The sequence below is a fragment of the Lysinibacillus sp. KCTC 33748 genome (genome assembly GCF_002237755.1).
Taxonomy (GTDB): domain Bacteria; phylum Bacillota; class Bacilli; order Bacillales_A; family Planococcaceae; genus Lysinibacillus.
In genome coordinates this window covers 52,515-68,970 of sequence record NZ_MWSJ01000005.1, presented here as the reverse complement: position 1 = coordinate 68,970, position 16,456 = coordinate 52,515, and the positions used below count along the sequence as shown (strand labels likewise).

Annotated in this window: 13 protein-coding genes and 1 pseudogene; all 14 read right to left on the bottom strand. The window is 33.4% G+C overall.

The features are described 5' to 3' along the window. Positions 1-115: 115 nt before the first annotated feature. The gene (locus B1B04_RS09445; RefSeq protein WP_170938948.1) at positions 116-1,894 is read right to left on the bottom strand and encodes a DHH family phosphoesterase; all 1,779 of its coding nucleotides are present in this window, start codon (positions 1,892-1,894) and stop codon (positions 116-118) included. A gap of 249 nt (positions 1,895-2,143) precedes the next feature. Continuing rightward, on the bottom strand, positions 2,144-3,265 hold the full coding sequence (locus B1B04_RS09440; protein ID WP_079561228.1) for a hypothetical protein: 1,122 nt from the start codon (positions 3,263-3,265) through the stop codon (positions 2,144-2,146). Next, on the bottom strand, positions 3,266-4,930 hold the full coding sequence (locus tag B1B04_RS09435) for a DnaB-like helicase C-terminal domain-containing protein (protein ID WP_079561227.1): 1,665 nt from the start codon (positions 4,928-4,930) through the stop codon (positions 3,266-3,268). 12 nt (positions 4,931-4,942) lie between these two features. Beyond that, a complete protein-coding gene (locus B1B04_RS09430) occupies positions 4,943-5,674 on the bottom strand; it encodes an RING finger protein (protein ID WP_079561226.1) in 732 nt (243 codons plus the stop codon). A gap of 76 nt (positions 5,675-5,750) precedes the next feature. Continuing rightward, positions 5,751-6,731: an ATP-binding protein gene (locus tag B1B04_RS09425; protein ID WP_079561225.1), complete on the bottom strand. Its 981-nt coding sequence runs from the start codon at positions 6,729-6,731 to the stop codon at positions 5,751-5,753. Between the two features lie 138 nt (positions 6,732-6,869). Continuing rightward, the gene (locus B1B04_RS09420) at positions 6,870-7,850 is read right to left on the bottom strand and encodes a hypothetical protein (RefSeq protein WP_079561224.1); all 981 of its coding nucleotides are present in this window, start codon (positions 7,848-7,850) and stop codon (positions 6,870-6,872) included. 151 nt (positions 7,851-8,001) lie between these two features. After that, entirely contained in the window at positions 8,002-8,517 is a 516-nt protein-coding gene (locus B1B04_RS09415) for a crossover junction endodeoxyribonuclease RuvC (RefSeq protein WP_240518255.1), read from the bottom strand. A 516-nt stretch (positions 8,518-9,033) separates the two neighbouring features. After that, the gene (locus tag B1B04_RS09410; RefSeq protein WP_079561223.1) at positions 9,034-9,819 is read right to left on the bottom strand and encodes a helix-turn-helix domain-containing protein; all 786 of its coding nucleotides are present in this window, start codon (positions 9,817-9,819) and stop codon (positions 9,034-9,036) included. A 111-nt stretch (positions 9,820-9,930) separates the two neighbouring features. Further along, a pseudogene (locus B1B04_RS26670) lies at positions 9,931-10,044 on the bottom strand (DUF2179 domain-containing protein); the annotation flags it as partial. Positions 10,045-10,498: 454 nt separating this feature from the next. After that, the gene (locus B1B04_RS09400) at positions 10,499-10,831 is read right to left on the bottom strand and encodes a hypothetical protein (RefSeq protein WP_079561221.1); all 333 of its coding nucleotides are present in this window, start codon (positions 10,829-10,831) and stop codon (positions 10,499-10,501) included. A 994-nt stretch (positions 10,832-11,825) separates the two neighbouring features. Next, positions 11,826-12,293 (bottom strand): hypothetical protein, encoded by a 468-nt coding sequence (locus B1B04_RS09395; RefSeq protein WP_139376963.1) that lies wholly within the window; start codon positions 12,291-12,293, stop codon positions 11,826-11,828. 1,050 nt (positions 12,294-13,343) lie between these two features. Next, on the bottom strand, positions 13,344-13,721 hold the full coding sequence (locus B1B04_RS09390) for a hypothetical protein (protein ID WP_079561219.1): 378 nt from the start codon (positions 13,719-13,721) through the stop codon (positions 13,344-13,346). Between the two features lie 352 nt (positions 13,722-14,073). Continuing rightward, complete coding sequence (locus B1B04_RS09385) at positions 14,074-15,096, bottom strand: phage lytic cycle repressor MrpR family protein (RefSeq protein ID WP_079561218.1); 1,023 nt, start codon at positions 15,094-15,096, stop codon at positions 14,074-14,076. Positions 15,097-15,099: 3 nt separating this feature from the next. Further along, a complete protein-coding gene (locus B1B04_RS09380) occupies positions 15,100-16,413 on the bottom strand; it encodes a ParB N-terminal domain-containing protein (protein ID WP_079561217.1) in 1,314 nt (437 codons plus the stop codon). Between the last annotated feature and the right edge of the window lie 43 nt (positions 16,414-16,456).

The following is a 16,456-nucleotide window of genomic DNA, read 5'->3' as shown; positions in this document are numbered from 1 at the left end:
AAAATTCATTGTGTTTTTTAATAATTGCTACTCTCCTTTTCATCTAGATTTTCCTCTACTAAATATTAATAAAATCGCCATCATCACAATAATAAAACATTCAATTTTGTTATTTTTACCAATTAAATAAATCATCTACTTTGACTTCTTCAATTGGTGTTAATTCTGTTTTTTCACCTATTGCTATATCTTCAATTATGAACTGTGGTGTGCTTTTTCCCAAGAAATAGTTCACACTTAAGCTTCCAACGATTGTTAGGTTAACGATATGACCGTCTTCCATCAGGTCAAGTAAGCGTCTATCGCATGTGAATTGTAAAAATTTGATATTGTTGTGATACCACTCAATCATGTTTGAGCTTGAAGACTTTTTAATCCTGTTAGTGTCTACTTCAATATCAATTGCAAACAATGGCTTCCTTGCTCCCTTGCCCCACAGGTACTCATATTCAAAAACTTTATTAACTAGCTCAGTAGTTAATTGACCATCTTCTAAATAGAAATCAACATCAATCTTCTGATGACCTGTTAGATTCTGTTCCTCTAAAGCGCTATTAATGGCACCATTCAAACTGAATAATGAATCTCTTGAAATCTTGAATCCGCAAGCATTTTGGTGTCCACCTAGATAATCAAACAAATTCAATCCCTCTAGAAAGTCCTTAGTGTTCTTCATAGTGCCATCATAACCACGTAGAGAGCCTGAGAAGCGCTCTATCTTGCTATCCCACACTAACATTAGAACAGGCTTTCTATACTCTCCTGCTAACGCTCCAGCAAGGTAGCCACTTAAGTCTCGGTCAAATGATTCCTCTAGCTCAATCAAAAGAAACGCATTTTCGTGAAGATTCTTTTCTACAATCTGCTCCCTGATTTTGACAACCCATTTTTCACGCATTGTCTTCTGACGCTTATGAGCGTTGACACATTGTCGAGTTACCTTTTGTGGAAGTGTCTCACTTTTCTTAGAGCGAGGATTCACTGTAGCTTGCTCAAACCCTCTAAAAGCATTGAATAAGTCAATCTTTTCCTCCGGTTTCCCTACTCGGATAATACCGTTCATTTTAGGGATAACACCGAAAGCCAAGGTGTGGGGATATACACGCTTAAAGTCACCAATCTGTTTTAAGATGATTTCCTTTAAGAACCCATTGCGTATATCTTTTAGTCCTTCATACACTAAGTAGCGTGTCTCAGGACTTGTTAAGTCCATGCTGTCAGCGATATTGCCAAGCGCTACAAGGTCTAAATACTCCTCCGCTTCCATGTAGCCATATTCATCGTCAAGCGCCTGTAAAAACTTGTATACGATCCCTACACCTGATAAGGCCTTGTTAGGATAGTTATCTGATAGTTGGTTGTTGACTACCAGAGCAAACTCTGATTCACCATTCTCAGCTTCGTGGTGGTCAAGGATTAGGATAGGTATTTCATGTTTTTCACTAATGAGATACTGTTGTCTATAATCGCTTGTTCCTGCGTCAGCTACGATTAATAAGTCAAGAGCTGTTTCCTTATTCAACTCTACAATCTCTTTCACTTTATCCTCTGTAATACCATGTTGTTTACCTTCATGGAATAAGAAGATAAGTTCAATATGAGGGAATAGATTCTCGATATATGAAGCGAGAATAGCTGAACTTGTGTTTCCATCAATATCACTATCAATAATTAATGCAACTCTTATCTTTCTCACTTCTACTCGCCCTCTGTTCTCAATCTCTTTGAACAGCGCTACAGCTTCCTTTATGTTGTGTAAGTTTGAGTAGTGAATTTCATCACTTGCTTTTGGTTCTAAGAACCGCTCTTTGTCTGTAATGCCACGATTCCCTAGAATCACTTCCAGGAAATCATCCGTGACAATATTGGATGTGCTAATTAACCTGTACAACAAATTCACTCTCCGATAATATCATTATATTACTTTTAAATAATCTTTGCCGTTTCTTATTTTCCTAAATTTAAAGTTTTATGCACCTAGAAATAACATTGCAAATTCAATATTTTCGGTATTTTCCTTTGCTTCTTTTCTTTTTCAGGTGTTAAGCCAAAATTGATTTTTGTATCTTCATCTAAGTAAGCAATCTACATCGCAATTTCTACTGATTCTTCTAATATTTTAATTGCTCTTCCATTGCGTTATTCATTGCTTTGTGTTAATAGTTCTTCTCATTTTGAATAACTCAACAAAAACCTCTCTACCTTTATCAGAAGGTGAATCCTTTAAATCTAGCAGATTCCACCTGTCCCATATCATACTTACCTTAGCGTAGCTACTAAACATTGAGCAAAGTCGCTGTAGTTTTTCTTCATATATGTTAGCCTCTTTTGTGTTGAGAACTGTGAACTCTTTATCTAGCGCAATAATAACTTCCTGTACGCCTAAGTTAATTAGCATTTCCACCTGTTGTTTACTAATATTACTACCACATAGAGCTACACTAAAGTTCTGATTAGGAAAGTAGGTTTCAAACTGCATTACTGACTTCTCAGATTCAAAAATAACTACTTTTCGAATCTTTTTAATGAAGTTTTTGTTTTGATACAATCCATAGAGGTTTTGGAAAGTTGGGTAAGAATACTGTACATTCTGTATCTTTAGTGGAATGTATTTATATCCATTATCAATGTCCTCGAAGTTTAATGACCTAGATTTAAGTCCAATCAACTCACCTGTGTCATGTCTTCTGTGAGGAATGACAATTCTATTTGATTTCTCATAGTACATAATCTCATATTTTTTCATTGTTTCCTCACTGATATTGTCAAATAAGAACAATGGGTGAGGCTTTCTAGAAAACAATTTCAAAGTGTATTCTCTATGCACTTTCATTTCAATATTGACAGGCTTCTTAACTATTAAGCTATCAAGCCAATCTAATTCTTCTCGTCTACTAACATAGGAATGCCCAAAACCCTCTGGTCTAGTTGTGTAATCATTTGTCTTTCCAAGAGTTCTTAGAATCCAATTAATAGCACCTATCAGATTAATTTCCACGCCTTTTAAAGCATAGCTTTTAATCACTAGGTCAAATACATCAAAATTACTACCGCAATCTGTATAACAACGAAAAATCATATCATCTATGTAGTAGTATAACTTCATCTTTCCATCTGAAATGTTATGACAAATGGTGTTAGTTATAATGTGACCTTTTTCTAGGTGTGATTCAATGTGTTGAACCCCTAACTCTGTCAGAATTGTCTTAATATCTTCAATTGTTAGCTCACTTTTCAACTTATCTTTGTCATACATTTCAATCACCTAGCCCCCAAATAAATCTCCAATGCAACCTTCATCTTGATAGCTATTAGCTTCTTTTATGATAGCCATGATTTCTTCTTTATCTTCTGCATAGATGTTGAAAACAACTGTTTCTTCATTTTCATCAACTTCTAGGAACTGTTCAACCATAGTTGGTGTAATATCAGAGATAACTTCACCTTTATAGTTAGTTACAAATAAGTCGGTCATTCGTAGAGTACCTAAATTGAAATGTACCCAAATGCGAATTAACTTCCACTTGTTACCACGATTTTTATAGATGTTGATTGTGTGAGTAGGTTGCAAATGGAAACCTAAGTTAGCGGTCTTTTTAATTTCATCAAACAACGCCTCATCTTGAGTTGTAAGAGGAATTTGAATTGCCCCTAAGTCCAGTTTGTTGACTATAGATTTAGAGCCTTCTAATGCCGATTGGTCTAATGCACCTTGTTTCCATGTGTCATTAAGCTGAGTAGATGTACCAATCCAAACATTGTAGCGATTACAGATGTTCTTTAAACGTATTGACATGATACGCAATACTTGGTGCTCTTGAAGGTTACGTGCGCCTTGTTTTGCTAGGCTATCAAACATCTTTAATGTTGAATGCATATAGTCAAAACCAATATATTGTACACCATTTTTGTTTACATGTTTCTCGATTTCATGTTCAATATCATCATCATCAAAGTCAAATAATTCTTCGAACCATACAGGTGTTTGTTCTAAAACTTTAAAAGCGTGTTTTAAACGCTTAATTTCATCGTCCGTTAGGTCATTGTTATGAACCTTCTCTTCTTCAACATCAGCAATGAAACATACCGCAGGAATCTTAATTTCTTCTTCCTCTAACTCCGTTGAGATAAATAATCCACGCCCTTTGTTGTTGGTTTTAACCCACTTACCATCAGTATAAATATCAGTTACACACATATTTAAGATGTGGGCTAATAGCGAACGAGTTTTACCCGAGCCTGAGTTACCTGAAATACAGTAAAGCTTTCGCAATCGTGCGCCACGAGAAGCTGTGTTAAGATAGCCACTTGTTAAGTTAGCGCCATAACTTAGAGCTAGTGTTTTCTTGAAGAAAATATCTCGAATGTTCTCAGATAAGTGACTACCGACACCTTCTTTTTCAATCAAAAATTCAGACTTAATATCAATGATTTTGCTGTCAATGTGTTTCACTATGTCAACTATAGTCAATTTATTGAAGCGTTCTGACTGTTCTTCTTCATCTTTAAGCTCAAAAACATCAACATCATAAATGTCTGAAATATCAATACCAACCTCAGTATAGTGTCTAAGCAATGAAAACTTTTTAACTCTGTTATAGTGATAATCGAAGTTATCAGGCTCATTTAGTTCCATCACTCTGTCAACATATTCATCACCGCCATTGTCCTTATATATTCGGTGTTGGTTAGTAAATCCTTTTAGTAAATAGGCGTTAATCTCAAACTTACCAATCTTTGAGACACCTTCATGATAAAGCTCATTTATTGTTGTGAATAAAATCTTATGAAATCTCTCAGGGAAATCATTCGGTGTTAGCTTATATCCACTAGATAAACTCAACACTTCATCAGGTTCATTCAGAAGTCTAGCGAATATTGGAATATAAGCAAATTTATCTTGTAGAGCTAAGAGTGTTTTATTACTCATTTCCCATTCTCCTTACATGCTGCTTAAATCATAGCGACTTACTCTATTTGCCTTAACAGGGGCAACAGCTTTGATTTTCACTGTCTTGTTGTTTATAGTAACGTTGTTAGCTGAGTTTCCTGCTTTTCTTAGTTTTTGGTGATAGCTTTTGGCTTTCTCGAAATAGAAAGGTATAAGACCTAATCCTACACCCTCCTTAGTAGGAACTTTTTCAACATCAAACATATACTTTAAGGTCACTAGCATTGCTTTGTATGAGTAACCTCGTTTATTGTGATAATCAGTTATTTGCTTTAACATAAAGCCGGTTGGAAACTCAACATTGTATTTCAATGCAATGTAATCAAGTAGTTCCTCTCGGTTTTTCTTTTGTCTTTGTATGCTCTCATAGCAAGCTTTGTGATAAGTTGCTGTGTCAGTATCAAGAGCGTCTACGTCAAGGGGATTGACCTTCTCTTTACACTTAGGACAGGTTCTCACCCTAACCTTCACTTCAACCTTCTCACTAGATTGATGATATTGCTCTAAGCAACTTTGATGGACTGTTAAGCTACCACGCTTCACAATATCCTTTTCGCTTTCGAACTCTCCATTACAGAAACTACATGTCTTCTTTTCCTTATCTCCCTTTTCTGATTCACAGTCAACATGGAAATAACCACTACTCTTTTTAATAAAACTAGATACATCATTCTTGTTGATTTCTTCTTTACAAATTTTGCACTTTGGTAATGCTCTTGCCACAACTTACCACCCTTTACAAGCGACAATAGAGAGCGCTATCTCTAACACTCCCCGCTCACATATCATTACACTATTTTTACAACATTTGTTTTAAATCATAAGCAATTAAAGACAGTTGTTCTATTTGCGATTCTGTCACATCTTTTAGAGTTCGACTTTTTCCTAAGTGTAGTTCCACAAGGTTGTTCATTGTTTTTTTCGCAACGTTAGCACCTTGTTTTTCAACTAATTTAGCTGTAAGGTCTTTGATTTCAGTTTTTAAATCTTCAAACGATAGTAGTTCTTCCTCAGCGTATAAGTTAACTCCTTTTTCAACTACTGTTGTTTGACCTTTTTCAACTTCTTCTTTTTCAATAGCGTCAGCGATTGCTTTCACTAGGGCTTCATATTCAAATTTGATAACAGGTGGTGTATGTTTAAAACGTGAACCCGCTTCAAATTGTTGTGTACCACGTAAGAATAATGCTGTTTTAGATTCACCTTCACGTTCGATTGACTTAGCGTAACCGATAATGTCAGCCATTGACAGCACGATACCACGAGGCTGTTTTGTTAATGTCGGTACTGTTTTTGAATACTCTGCTCCATCTTCTGCTGTAATCGTTTGTACTTGAGCATGTGAAATCATTACAAGACCATAACCCATCATTGGGATTGACCGTAACACTGTATCGAACTCGTCACGAACTAATTTATAGCCCCCACCGTAAGGAATATCACCGATTTTATCTACGCCTTCACGTTGAAGAATGAACTTCTCGCATGAAGCATAAGATAAGTCTGCTGTATCTACAATAATAGTTTCAAATTTTTCTTTAACTTGAGCGTTTTCAAGTTGTCGTAATACCTTCTTGAAGTCAGCCCACTTAGTAACGTTTTGTGCCATAACACCCGCAAGAGCGTTATAGCCTTTTTCAAACGCTAGTAATAAAGCTTTGGGAAATTGTGAAGCTATAGTTGTTTTACCAACCTTTGGCTCACCGTAGATTACTACGATTTTTTCACGAAGATCACGAGAAATTTGATGTGGTTGAATAGCTAATAAGTCGATTGTCATTGTTTAACTCTCCATTTTCTGTTAAAATTTATTCAATAGAAGAAGGTTGACAACCGCCTATTCAGAAAAGAAAGTGGTGATTGTCAACCTTCTTTTTAATTATCGAAATCTACGATATTATTTCATTACTTAGAAGAATTAATCTTCACCAAATAAATCATCTAAACCATCATCTTGTTTTTCATTTGTTTTAGCATTTGTTTGTTGAGAACCATTACCAAAACCTGCTGTTGGTTTTGGTTTATCATCAGTTTTTTCTTTCTCTTTTAGTGCTGATAAATGACGCTCACGATTAGCTAATGCTTCTTTAAGAAGTGAAATGTCGAATACTTCTTTGTGAACACCTTCCTCGTATAATGTACCGCCTGTTGCGATAAACTCACGAGTACGCTCATAAGTTACGTCAGTTTTGTTTTCACCGAAACCTGATTCAATTACACGTTCGATTTTTTTAGACTTGTTAACTAAATCACCGTAAATACGCACAGAAGCACGAGATTGGAAGTTGTCAGTTAAGTAGTCTTTACCGCCTTGTGGCAATGTTTCACCTGTTACAAATGTTAATGGAATTGTTTTCCCACCATACAAAGGAACGTAAAGCTGAATTTTTAATCGACCTGTTTCATTTTCATCTTTATCTGTTTCTGCTTTAAGTGATTTCACGATTCCCTCAATATCAAACTTAGCTTTTGGATTGAAATCTTTTGCTTCGCCTTTGTAGCGAATAGGTGCGTATTGACCACTAATTTTAGGGAATGATTTAACTTCTCCATCATTGCCTTTGTACTCATTTAGAGTTAATTTACCTTGACATTCAATACGGGAAGGCTCACCTTCTGATACTCCTTGAGCAACGTCAGCAACAGTAACTAGTTCATTCATGATAGTAGTTAAGGCTTTGTAGTTTTTATTTACTTCGCCTTTTTGTGTAAGCTCTTTTGCGAAGTAAGACACAACCTGAGTTTCTTCCTCACTGATTTTAACAGTAATGTCACCGCTTATACATGTGTAAGGTTTACCTATGTTGTCTTTGAACTCTTTCTTTTCGAGTGTTGATTCTTGAGCGAAACCAACTATCTCAATTTTATTTAATGCTTCTCGTAATAATTGTTCTGCCATTTTACAATCCCTACCTTTCAAATCTTATTATGCTTTTTGTTAAGTAACTAACAAGCCACCAATATATAATTTTCAGATTATATTATTATGTTATTTTTGTAAAGTGATTTTAATAACCCTTTTATAAATTATTATTTTTTACAATTTATTATTATTTTGGCTTTATCATTTTACTCAGTACCTCTTGCTCGTATTTCTGCAATCCAGCGTGATTATACATGTTGTACGCCATACGAGCCATAATGTATGCGTCACGCACATTATCTGAGTGGTGTTCATAACCCCACTTCTTATACAGTGGTAGCACTAAATCTTCCTTCTTTGCGTTCCCTTTGTTGCTGGCAAACTTCTTCACCTGACTTGGTGTAGCGTCAGAATAACCGAACTTTTCAGTAAAAAGCATAGCTCTGATTAACCAACCTAGTCCATATTGGAAGTCTACTGCTTTACCCTTAGCACCGTAAGCGAAACCTTCAATAACAACTTTGTCATTTGGTTGCAAGTACGATTTAATTTGTTTTGCTATTCCAATCATTCTAGCAGGGTCTTTTGTAGCTGTTGCTCGAATTTCTTCTTCTACAACTACCTCACCGTTAGAATCAAGAATAACAAAACCTGTTTTAGTTGATGGGTCAATGCCCACGAACCTGATACTTTCTTTAGTCAAATTCCTTTTCTCCAATCAATTCCAAAATGTGTCATTTAAGACCTTCATTTCCCTTCGATCGTTACAAGTTCCTCTGACTTCATAACTTTTGAGCAAACCTCTCTTATGCTAATTACTATGTCATACATGATTTCATATGACTCAAGATGTGTTCAGACAGTTTCAATATGCTTATCTAGTGATTTTGACACTGTAAAACACTCTTTAACGTTATCGCCAACCTGCAATATTGCTTGATAGTGGCGTTCTAAAACTCCAATAGTTCTTTTACTACTTCTCAAGTGATACCTTTATAGTTCATATCATAGATACGAAAAATACATTTGTCATTATATATTATTTTATGGTTTTACCAAATGAAATGTCTAAAATTTTAAATTTCTAGATTATTCAAGTTCAAATAAATTGTCTACTCGTTTTAGGAGACAATACTATAAACATATCTTTTTTCATGGTTAGAACAACAATCATCACAAGCTCGAAATTCATATCTGTTATTATTATATCACTTTTAAATCAACTTAAAAATGAAGACCAAATACCACCTGTAGCACGTTGTTTAAGCCATATAGTCTTTGTTGTAGCCTTAATAGCATGGAACAACAGACCATGTAATGAATCGGCTTTACCTCGTTTATAGGCATTTATAACACTTAGAATACATTGGTAGTATTCATTTGAATAATCTTCAATTTGAATAGCTTTATCAACCTTAGATTTAGCTTTATAAATAGTTCCTGCTAATTTATAAATTTCATCTGCGTCAAAGAAAGGGGCTAATACACGTTGTAATGTTTCAGGTAATTTCTTTACTAATCCTTTTTTAATTAAAGATTCCTTATCAGCTTCTTTTAAAGAAAGACCCTCTTTTTCTGTATCATTTGTTTTATTAATATTTTGAGTATTGATAAGAGTATCTTCGGGTGGACATTTGGGTTGGACATTTTCTTTAGCTGGTTGAATTACAATGATATTACTGCTTTGTCGCTTGTCACCTGTAGCTCGTTTTGTTTTAAACTTCTTCACAACGTTCAATTCTACTAATTTAGAAATAGATCTTTGAACCGTTTTATAGCTTATTTCTAGGCTCTCCGCGATTCTTTTCTGACAAAGGTAGCTCACCCCTACATACTTGCAAGACCACTGTGAAATGAAGTCTAGGACAGCATATGTTGATTTAGTTAATTGCTCCTTATTTAAGCGTTTATGCGCCATTACGGCTTTATTCATTTCTTCTATGGATCGGAATAATTGTAAAGACTCATATGTATCTTGTGTGTGTTGTAGTGTAATTATTGTCATGTTGAATAGCCCCTAATCATCTATTAATTAAAAGGGTAGGAAAAGCCCACCTTTAATGAATATCTCTTTTAGTGAAAGTACCACCTTTTACTTCTGCAACGACTGTGATTCTTATAAAGAATGACTATCAAACTCTTTGATTACTGTTTTAATTTTAGTCTCTTCCATTCTAGTGATTACACAAGTTAACATCTGCATTGATTCATTTGAGTAGCCACCACAAGTTTCTGATAAAGTTAGGTTCGTCCTAAACGAGCTCGATAACCTAAAGTCCTTTTACCAAAGTAGTATTGAGCAGTAGTCCAAAAACCAAATGCTCAAAAGAATATTAATAATACCCATGCTGTAATTATCATATTGCCTCTTTCATTTTTCCTCTAAATGAACAATTGCTAGCTATTGAGAATCCCATTCGGTAATCTCCCCACCTTATCTACATGAAAGACCGACATCCTTGTCATTACAGATAAAAGAGCCAATGATATAGCTCTTTTCTTGGAATCCATTAATAATTACCTGTCGTTTAGGTGGCTCAATAAATTTTGATAAACATAATCATATTCACTGTTCCATGCTCTCTAATAATCCCAACACTTTAGCCTCCGCTACTAAGAAAAGGTTTTTTAACGTATGAGCTATTATCTAAGTTGAATGGGAATTGGTGCGTTGTATGTTGGTGTTACAATCTAGAAACAATTTCTACTTCCTCAGGTGTTCGATCACTACTTATGTAATTTCCATAGGACAGCAAATGTGCCACAAGTCTTAATAGTTCAACTCCTACTTTTACCCTTTTCATTCTCGTAAATATCAAGAACTTATAAGGATAAGTAGGCATGTTAAGAATATCTATCTTATAATCGCTAGGTTCATAAGTACCTCCACTCACTTCGATAGTCAATACATCTATAATTGAAATCATCTTTTTAATGAAGTCAACTTGGGCGTATCCCCAAACGTCTTGACTGATAATTGAAACTAGCTTTTGTTTTGAAAGACTTTCATTATTCATAGAGAGTGCTTCCAATACTAAGAGTGGTGTAACGTTGTTTAATTCAATTTCTTTGATTAATATTAGTAACAATGACGTCATAGGGACTTAACACTGTATCAAATCTCAAGTAATCTAATTTAAGGAAAGGAACTAGCATACTAGAATAACCTACTTTACTATTTCATCTTGATTTAGTGTTGGAACATACACCTTAACCTATAGCTTCTCTGAAACGTATTTGATTTCCTCAATACGTTCCTTTGGCATAGTTAAAGCTTTATATATGCTGCCATACTCAAGTTCAGGTATCTCAATGAAGAAACCGGAATGCTCTAAAAGAACAACTTTCTACGCTCTTAATACTTAGCTACCACCCTTCTATGAACTTGCGTTAGTTTTAAAGCTAGTATTGGTTGTATTGTTTGACTTGTAATCAGTTGAGCTAGTCATAGCGTTATGAGAGCTATATGTATAGTCATTCAAGAAAAGGAACAAAGCTTGTATCACTTTTTTGAGCTACCGCCTCCTTTACATTCACATTTAAATGAACCATCTCTCTGAAGATCATTTTCTTTCCTTATACTTGTTAGTTAAAGGACTGTATTCAATCTTCCGCAACCCACTTTGATTCACTGGTCGCCTAATATTTAAGTTGTATCAGGTTCACTCGTAAGCTAACAAGGCCCATTGTCAAAAACCCTGCTCTGCTATGCATGCATACTTCATCTTTTTCCTTGTCACGCATTATTCTAAATTCACCATAATGTTATTATGTTGTTTTTGAAAATCAAATAAGAATATTACATGTCATTATATTTCTTATATAACGAGAAATCAAGAAATTTTTAATAGTTTATTCGAACCAATCTTCCTCTACTTGTCTAATTCCCAACTGGTCATTGTGGATTTACGATTAATAGCACTTATGATTTTCTTAATATTTTTAACTAGTTATATACATCATCTTCTGTTGGTATTGAATAATCCAAAAGAACATCTATAGCTATACCTATCAATGCTCTCCAAAAAACACAAACACTGTTTCATCTTCCATATGTGGTTCTGAAATTTTTTCAGTATTCATATAAAAATCTTTAAATAAATACTTATAAGATATTATATCATTACTTATATCGTAGCTTTCTTGAAGTTGATTTACAATCTCTTCTCTTTTATTTGCTAGAGCTCTTTTTGTTTTACTTCTTAGATTGCTCTGCTCTAGTTCATAGGCTATCTTTATTGCCCTTGACTTGACTACTAGTTGTTTTAAATTAAAGCAATTGACTGCTTCTCCTAAAAAGCTGTTGACTTGTTTTCCATATATCACTATTTCATTTATTAAAGATTGAAATTGACTTTCAGTGTAATTAAAACCACGATTAGTTATTATCATTTTTTTAATATATTCTTCAATTTCTTCATCTATCAAGTCTTTCTGATAGCTATGAAGACTTTCATATAAAAACATCATCTTATCCATTACCTTTCATTTCTTTCTTATATAAGGGTTCTAGGCATAGACGTGGTAGTGCGTTCACATGTCTGTCTATCCCTAGTAACACCTATATAGCTTATGACTTTTAGCTCACTGCTTGTGTTGTGTTGCTATAGGTCATATGATTGATAGAAACTAATATTTCCGATCTGAAACGGATATTTTAAGAATCTAATCATTACTAATATACACAAAACCGAATGTATGTTCTATTTAAAGCAATTTTTTTGCCATTACCTTTAACTTCAACTGTGTAGCTTACAGATAAGTCGTTGATAATAGCAGTTTCTAGTTTCTTTTTATTACGTTGTTTTTTGTTTGTTGTCCTATCCTTCGCAAGTAAAATTGCTATTTTATCAGAAATGTAGTCAGCACTTCTGAGTAGTTTAAACCGAGTTTTGTGAAAACAAAAAATACCTCACACAACATTTCTGTTAGTGCAAGGTATTTTTAGAAAATAAGATAAACACACATCTGTTACAATACCTTGTACTATGTTTTGGCCAATATGAAATTGATATGAATAACGTCTGAAAAACTTTCTCGATGTTACATTGGTGTGTTTGTTTGATTTCAACACCCTCAACTTATGTAGGTGTACTTCCACTCCAACTTTTAAAAAGCCCCGTCTTAAAATGAAATGAGTTCGGTATTACATAAGGATTACTTTAAGATATTTTATTCACTTCAGTTTGAGGTGCTGTTTAATTTCAATTTGCAACCAATGTACATAAGCATAGTACGAAACATACCACTTAGATTGAATTTTAGATTGTCTAAATGTTTATCGATATTTTGTTTATCATAATGGCAACCAACTCAAAAATAACTGATTTAAAGCTCTTAATCATATGATTCTTTAGTACTATTCTAGTACCCATGCACCGCTTGTATACAAAACGATTGTATCGGCTATAATAAAATTTTTCTGTGATACACGATTAGTGTTATAAACACTAACCACTTTCATAAATCATAAAATAATCGACTTACTATAAAGGTTTATTAGTCATTTTGCTACTTTTTTTGTAAAGCTTAATCGAGCAACGCTTCAAGTGTTTTTGGATTGTATAAGATAGTGTCGATGTCAGACAGTTCTACTACTTCAATAACACTCAATGACTCAAGAAACTTAAACTCAAATAGTTCGCCATTATCACTTTCAAAATGAACACTTTGTAATTTTTCAAATACTTCTTTTTCTTTTTTAAAAGCTTTCATGTCTCCAAAAATCAAATCAACATAGAACTCGTCATCGTCTTGTTCTCTATCCTCAATTGGATAACTATGGAAGTTTCCCTCTTTAGTTAATAAAATAAGCATTTGAGCATATTCAAATTGCTCAATCAACTCGTCAAATTTCTTACTTGCATGTGTTTTCATCATTAATCGAATACTAATAGGATGTGCCATTGTTTAGTTTTTCCCCCAACGATATGTTTTATTTTCTCTTTTGAAGGTATATGTAACTATTACTAGAAACGCTTGCCCTATTAGTTACTTTTGACAACATAGTCAATTATAACATCTTGATAGAACATAAACAAGGGCTTCCGTGTCAAAAAGCTATACTAGCAGTAGTCATTTTATCACATATACGCTTGTCGATTCTTAAATATTATTATATTACTTATAGAAACATTTAACAACCGACAACCAAATATGTTGAAATTAACAACTAATTGTCGTTTTTAAGGTGTAGTGATAATTTAATACCTATGTTTTAGTGACACTGTGGAAGCACAATGCCACTAAAAAGAATGTATCAATCAGAATATTCAACACCTTCTAGCTCACTATATAGTTTCCCTAATTGCTCATTAAATATTTTTCTTTTTAAGTCGGTTATATTTCTATAATAGTCTTTTCCATTTGATGTTGCCATAATAGTATCGTAATGCTCTCCAATAGTTAAAAGCTCCGTTTTTCCTAGTTTTCCACTTTGTTTGAACAAAGTATATGCCATATACATCATACCACTTTGAACAATGTCTTCCGCAGTTAAATAGATGTTACCAAAGAACTCTTTAAAGAATACAAACTTTCTAGTGATGAAATGTCTGTCTAATACATTACCGCCCTGTCTTCCTTTTTTTGCTTTCTTAAAAATATATTCATATTCATTAAAAGGGGTCTCTATGATTTCATCTTGATTGTTTGTTCTATATGCTGTTTGTTTATCTGCCAAAATAAGTAATTTATAAAGATCTTCGCTTATTCTTACTCGTCTAATTTCTTTAGTTCCTTCGTCATATACATCTGCAACATAGTAGTCTTCGAAGCCTTTTTCCTCTATCACATGAAGATTTTCTCTTTTTAATGTTAATAATTCACTAAATGATTTACCTTTGATTCCCTCAAATAAAGCTAGTAACAATGCTTGGTCAGTGTAGTTATTTAATTCATCTAACATGAACATTAATTCCTCTTTGCTGTAGCGCTTGTTTTTCTCCTTTGCTACTATCTCACTTGCAAGCTCTGAATAGCTTTCAAACTCATAGAATGGGCTTGTAGTTGTCATGTAATCAATATATCGTTTATAAGTATTAATATGATTGATAGCACTTGTTATTGTTGAACACTCAGCGCTTAATAACATTTCTTTTATTTCTGCGCCTGTCATTTCTGACATATCTTTATTTGCTTGAAATTCAAAAGGTGCTACTTTTAGGAATTGCCAATAAATTGTTAACTGACTATCAACTGATTCATATTGATTAATAAAAGCCTTTTTTTCTTCACCGTTATATAATTTATCAAATTTTAAAACATTGTTTTGAATTGTCATTATCTATTTCCCCTTTAGCTCAATATCATCAAATAGTTTTATTATGGATTTTTCAATTTTATTAGCTACCTTACCGTTTACAACTATTCCATAGTCTTTAAAAATCTTATTTTCCCTATTGAAGTCTATACCACTCAAAATATGATTGAGGTTGCTTAAAGGTATGTTGTGTTCTTTCATTCGCTTTGCTAATTTTATGTGTCCTATGAACATCTTGTTATAAAACATTAAGTTACCATTGTCTAGTTGTTCTAAATCTTCTTGGAAGTAACCAAATAAGTAAGTAAAGTACTCTGATAAATAATTATAATTTCCAAGCGCTTCGAGTTTATTTTTCATTTCAAAAGTACTGTCAATTGCATTGGATATTACAGCGTAGCTCACTAGTTCATTTGTGCCTTTTCCTAGTCTGTCTCTAGACGTTATTCTATCCTTCAATTCACTATCTATGCGCAATTGTTGAACTACAAAGTCAGCGTATCTACTTGCTTCAAGTTCCTGTATTCTGCTCTTAGGAATAGGGTTAGCTTTTGCTAGTTGGCTCTGATAGTTCTGAGCCTGTTTCGTTGTGAAATTAAAAAGAAGTCCAATAAAATTAAAATCCAAATCTTTATTCACTGAGTAAGCTCTTAAACAGGAAATCGTTCTGTGCATACCATCTAATATATCCAAACGTGTTCCGTCTGTTATTGTTAGAGTTCTTTCTTTGCTATTGTAGATTAATTCTTCACTCTCATTAGAACTACCTAGACTGGCATTATACACAATATTTGTAGGAACTAACGTACCGTTTAATAAGTGCTTAGTAATTTCTTTGACACTATTCTGATTGATAAAAGGGGCTTTGATAACTCTGTCTTTCCTTTTGACAAATTTCGGTTGCCTTTGAACTTCAAAATTATAATTCAGTTTATTACTATTATACAGCCTTGCTATGAATTTATAATCAATTGGAAAAACATAACTACCTTGACCAATCATTGTTACATCATGTATCACAATTGGATAATCTATATAATCATTTTGCTTTGTGTTATAAAAAACTCTAATATCGTTCAATTCATTTTTATTAAATGTTTTTTTAAGGTCAAGACTTTCGATACCAAATTTTATATATATTTGTTCACCTATTAGTGCTATTGCTCTTATATCTATTTCATCAAGTGTGTCAATATCATTAAAGTATCTTTGAAGTTCCCCTTTATTAATACCATATATCGCTAATTGATTTTCTACTTCCCTTCTAGTTTTATTGTTTTCATGTATTTTATGAATGTTATCTTTAACTGATTGGATGAAGTCATTGTAAGTACTCACAACAATATGTCTCCCTTCATGCTATATAATGCATTTCTAAAAA

Excerpts from the sequence above, each read along its gene's own strand:
- B1B04_RS09410 (WP_079561223.1), bottom strand. The coding sequence starts at position 9,819 with ATGACAATAATTACACTACAACACACACAAGATACATATGAGTCTTTA.
- B1B04_RS09390 (WP_079561219.1), bottom strand. The coding sequence starts at position 13,721 with ATGGCACATCCTATTAGTATTCGATTAATGATGAAAACACATGCAAGT.
- B1B04_RS09420 (WP_079561224.1), bottom strand. The coding sequence starts at position 7,850 with ATGGCAGAACAATTATTACGAGAAGCATTAAATAAAATTGAGATAGTT.
- B1B04_RS09435 (WP_079561227.1), bottom strand. The coding sequence starts at position 4,930 with ATGAGTAATAAAACACTCTTAGCTCTACAAGATAAATTTGCTTATATT.
- B1B04_RS09425 (WP_079561225.1), bottom strand. The coding sequence starts at position 6,731 with ATGACAATCGACTTATTAGCTATTCAACCACATCAAATTTCTCGTGAT.
- B1B04_RS09400 (WP_079561221.1), bottom strand. The coding sequence starts at position 10,831 with ATGAATAATGAAAGTCTTTCAAAACAAAAGCTAGTTTCAATTATCAGT.
- B1B04_RS09395 (WP_139376963.1), bottom strand. The coding sequence starts at position 12,293 with ATGGATAAGATGATGTTTTTATATGAAAGTCTTCATAGCTATCAGAAA.
- B1B04_RS09385 (WP_079561218.1), bottom strand. The coding sequence starts at position 15,096 with ATGACAATTCAAAACAATGTTTTAAAATTTGATAAATTATATAACGGT.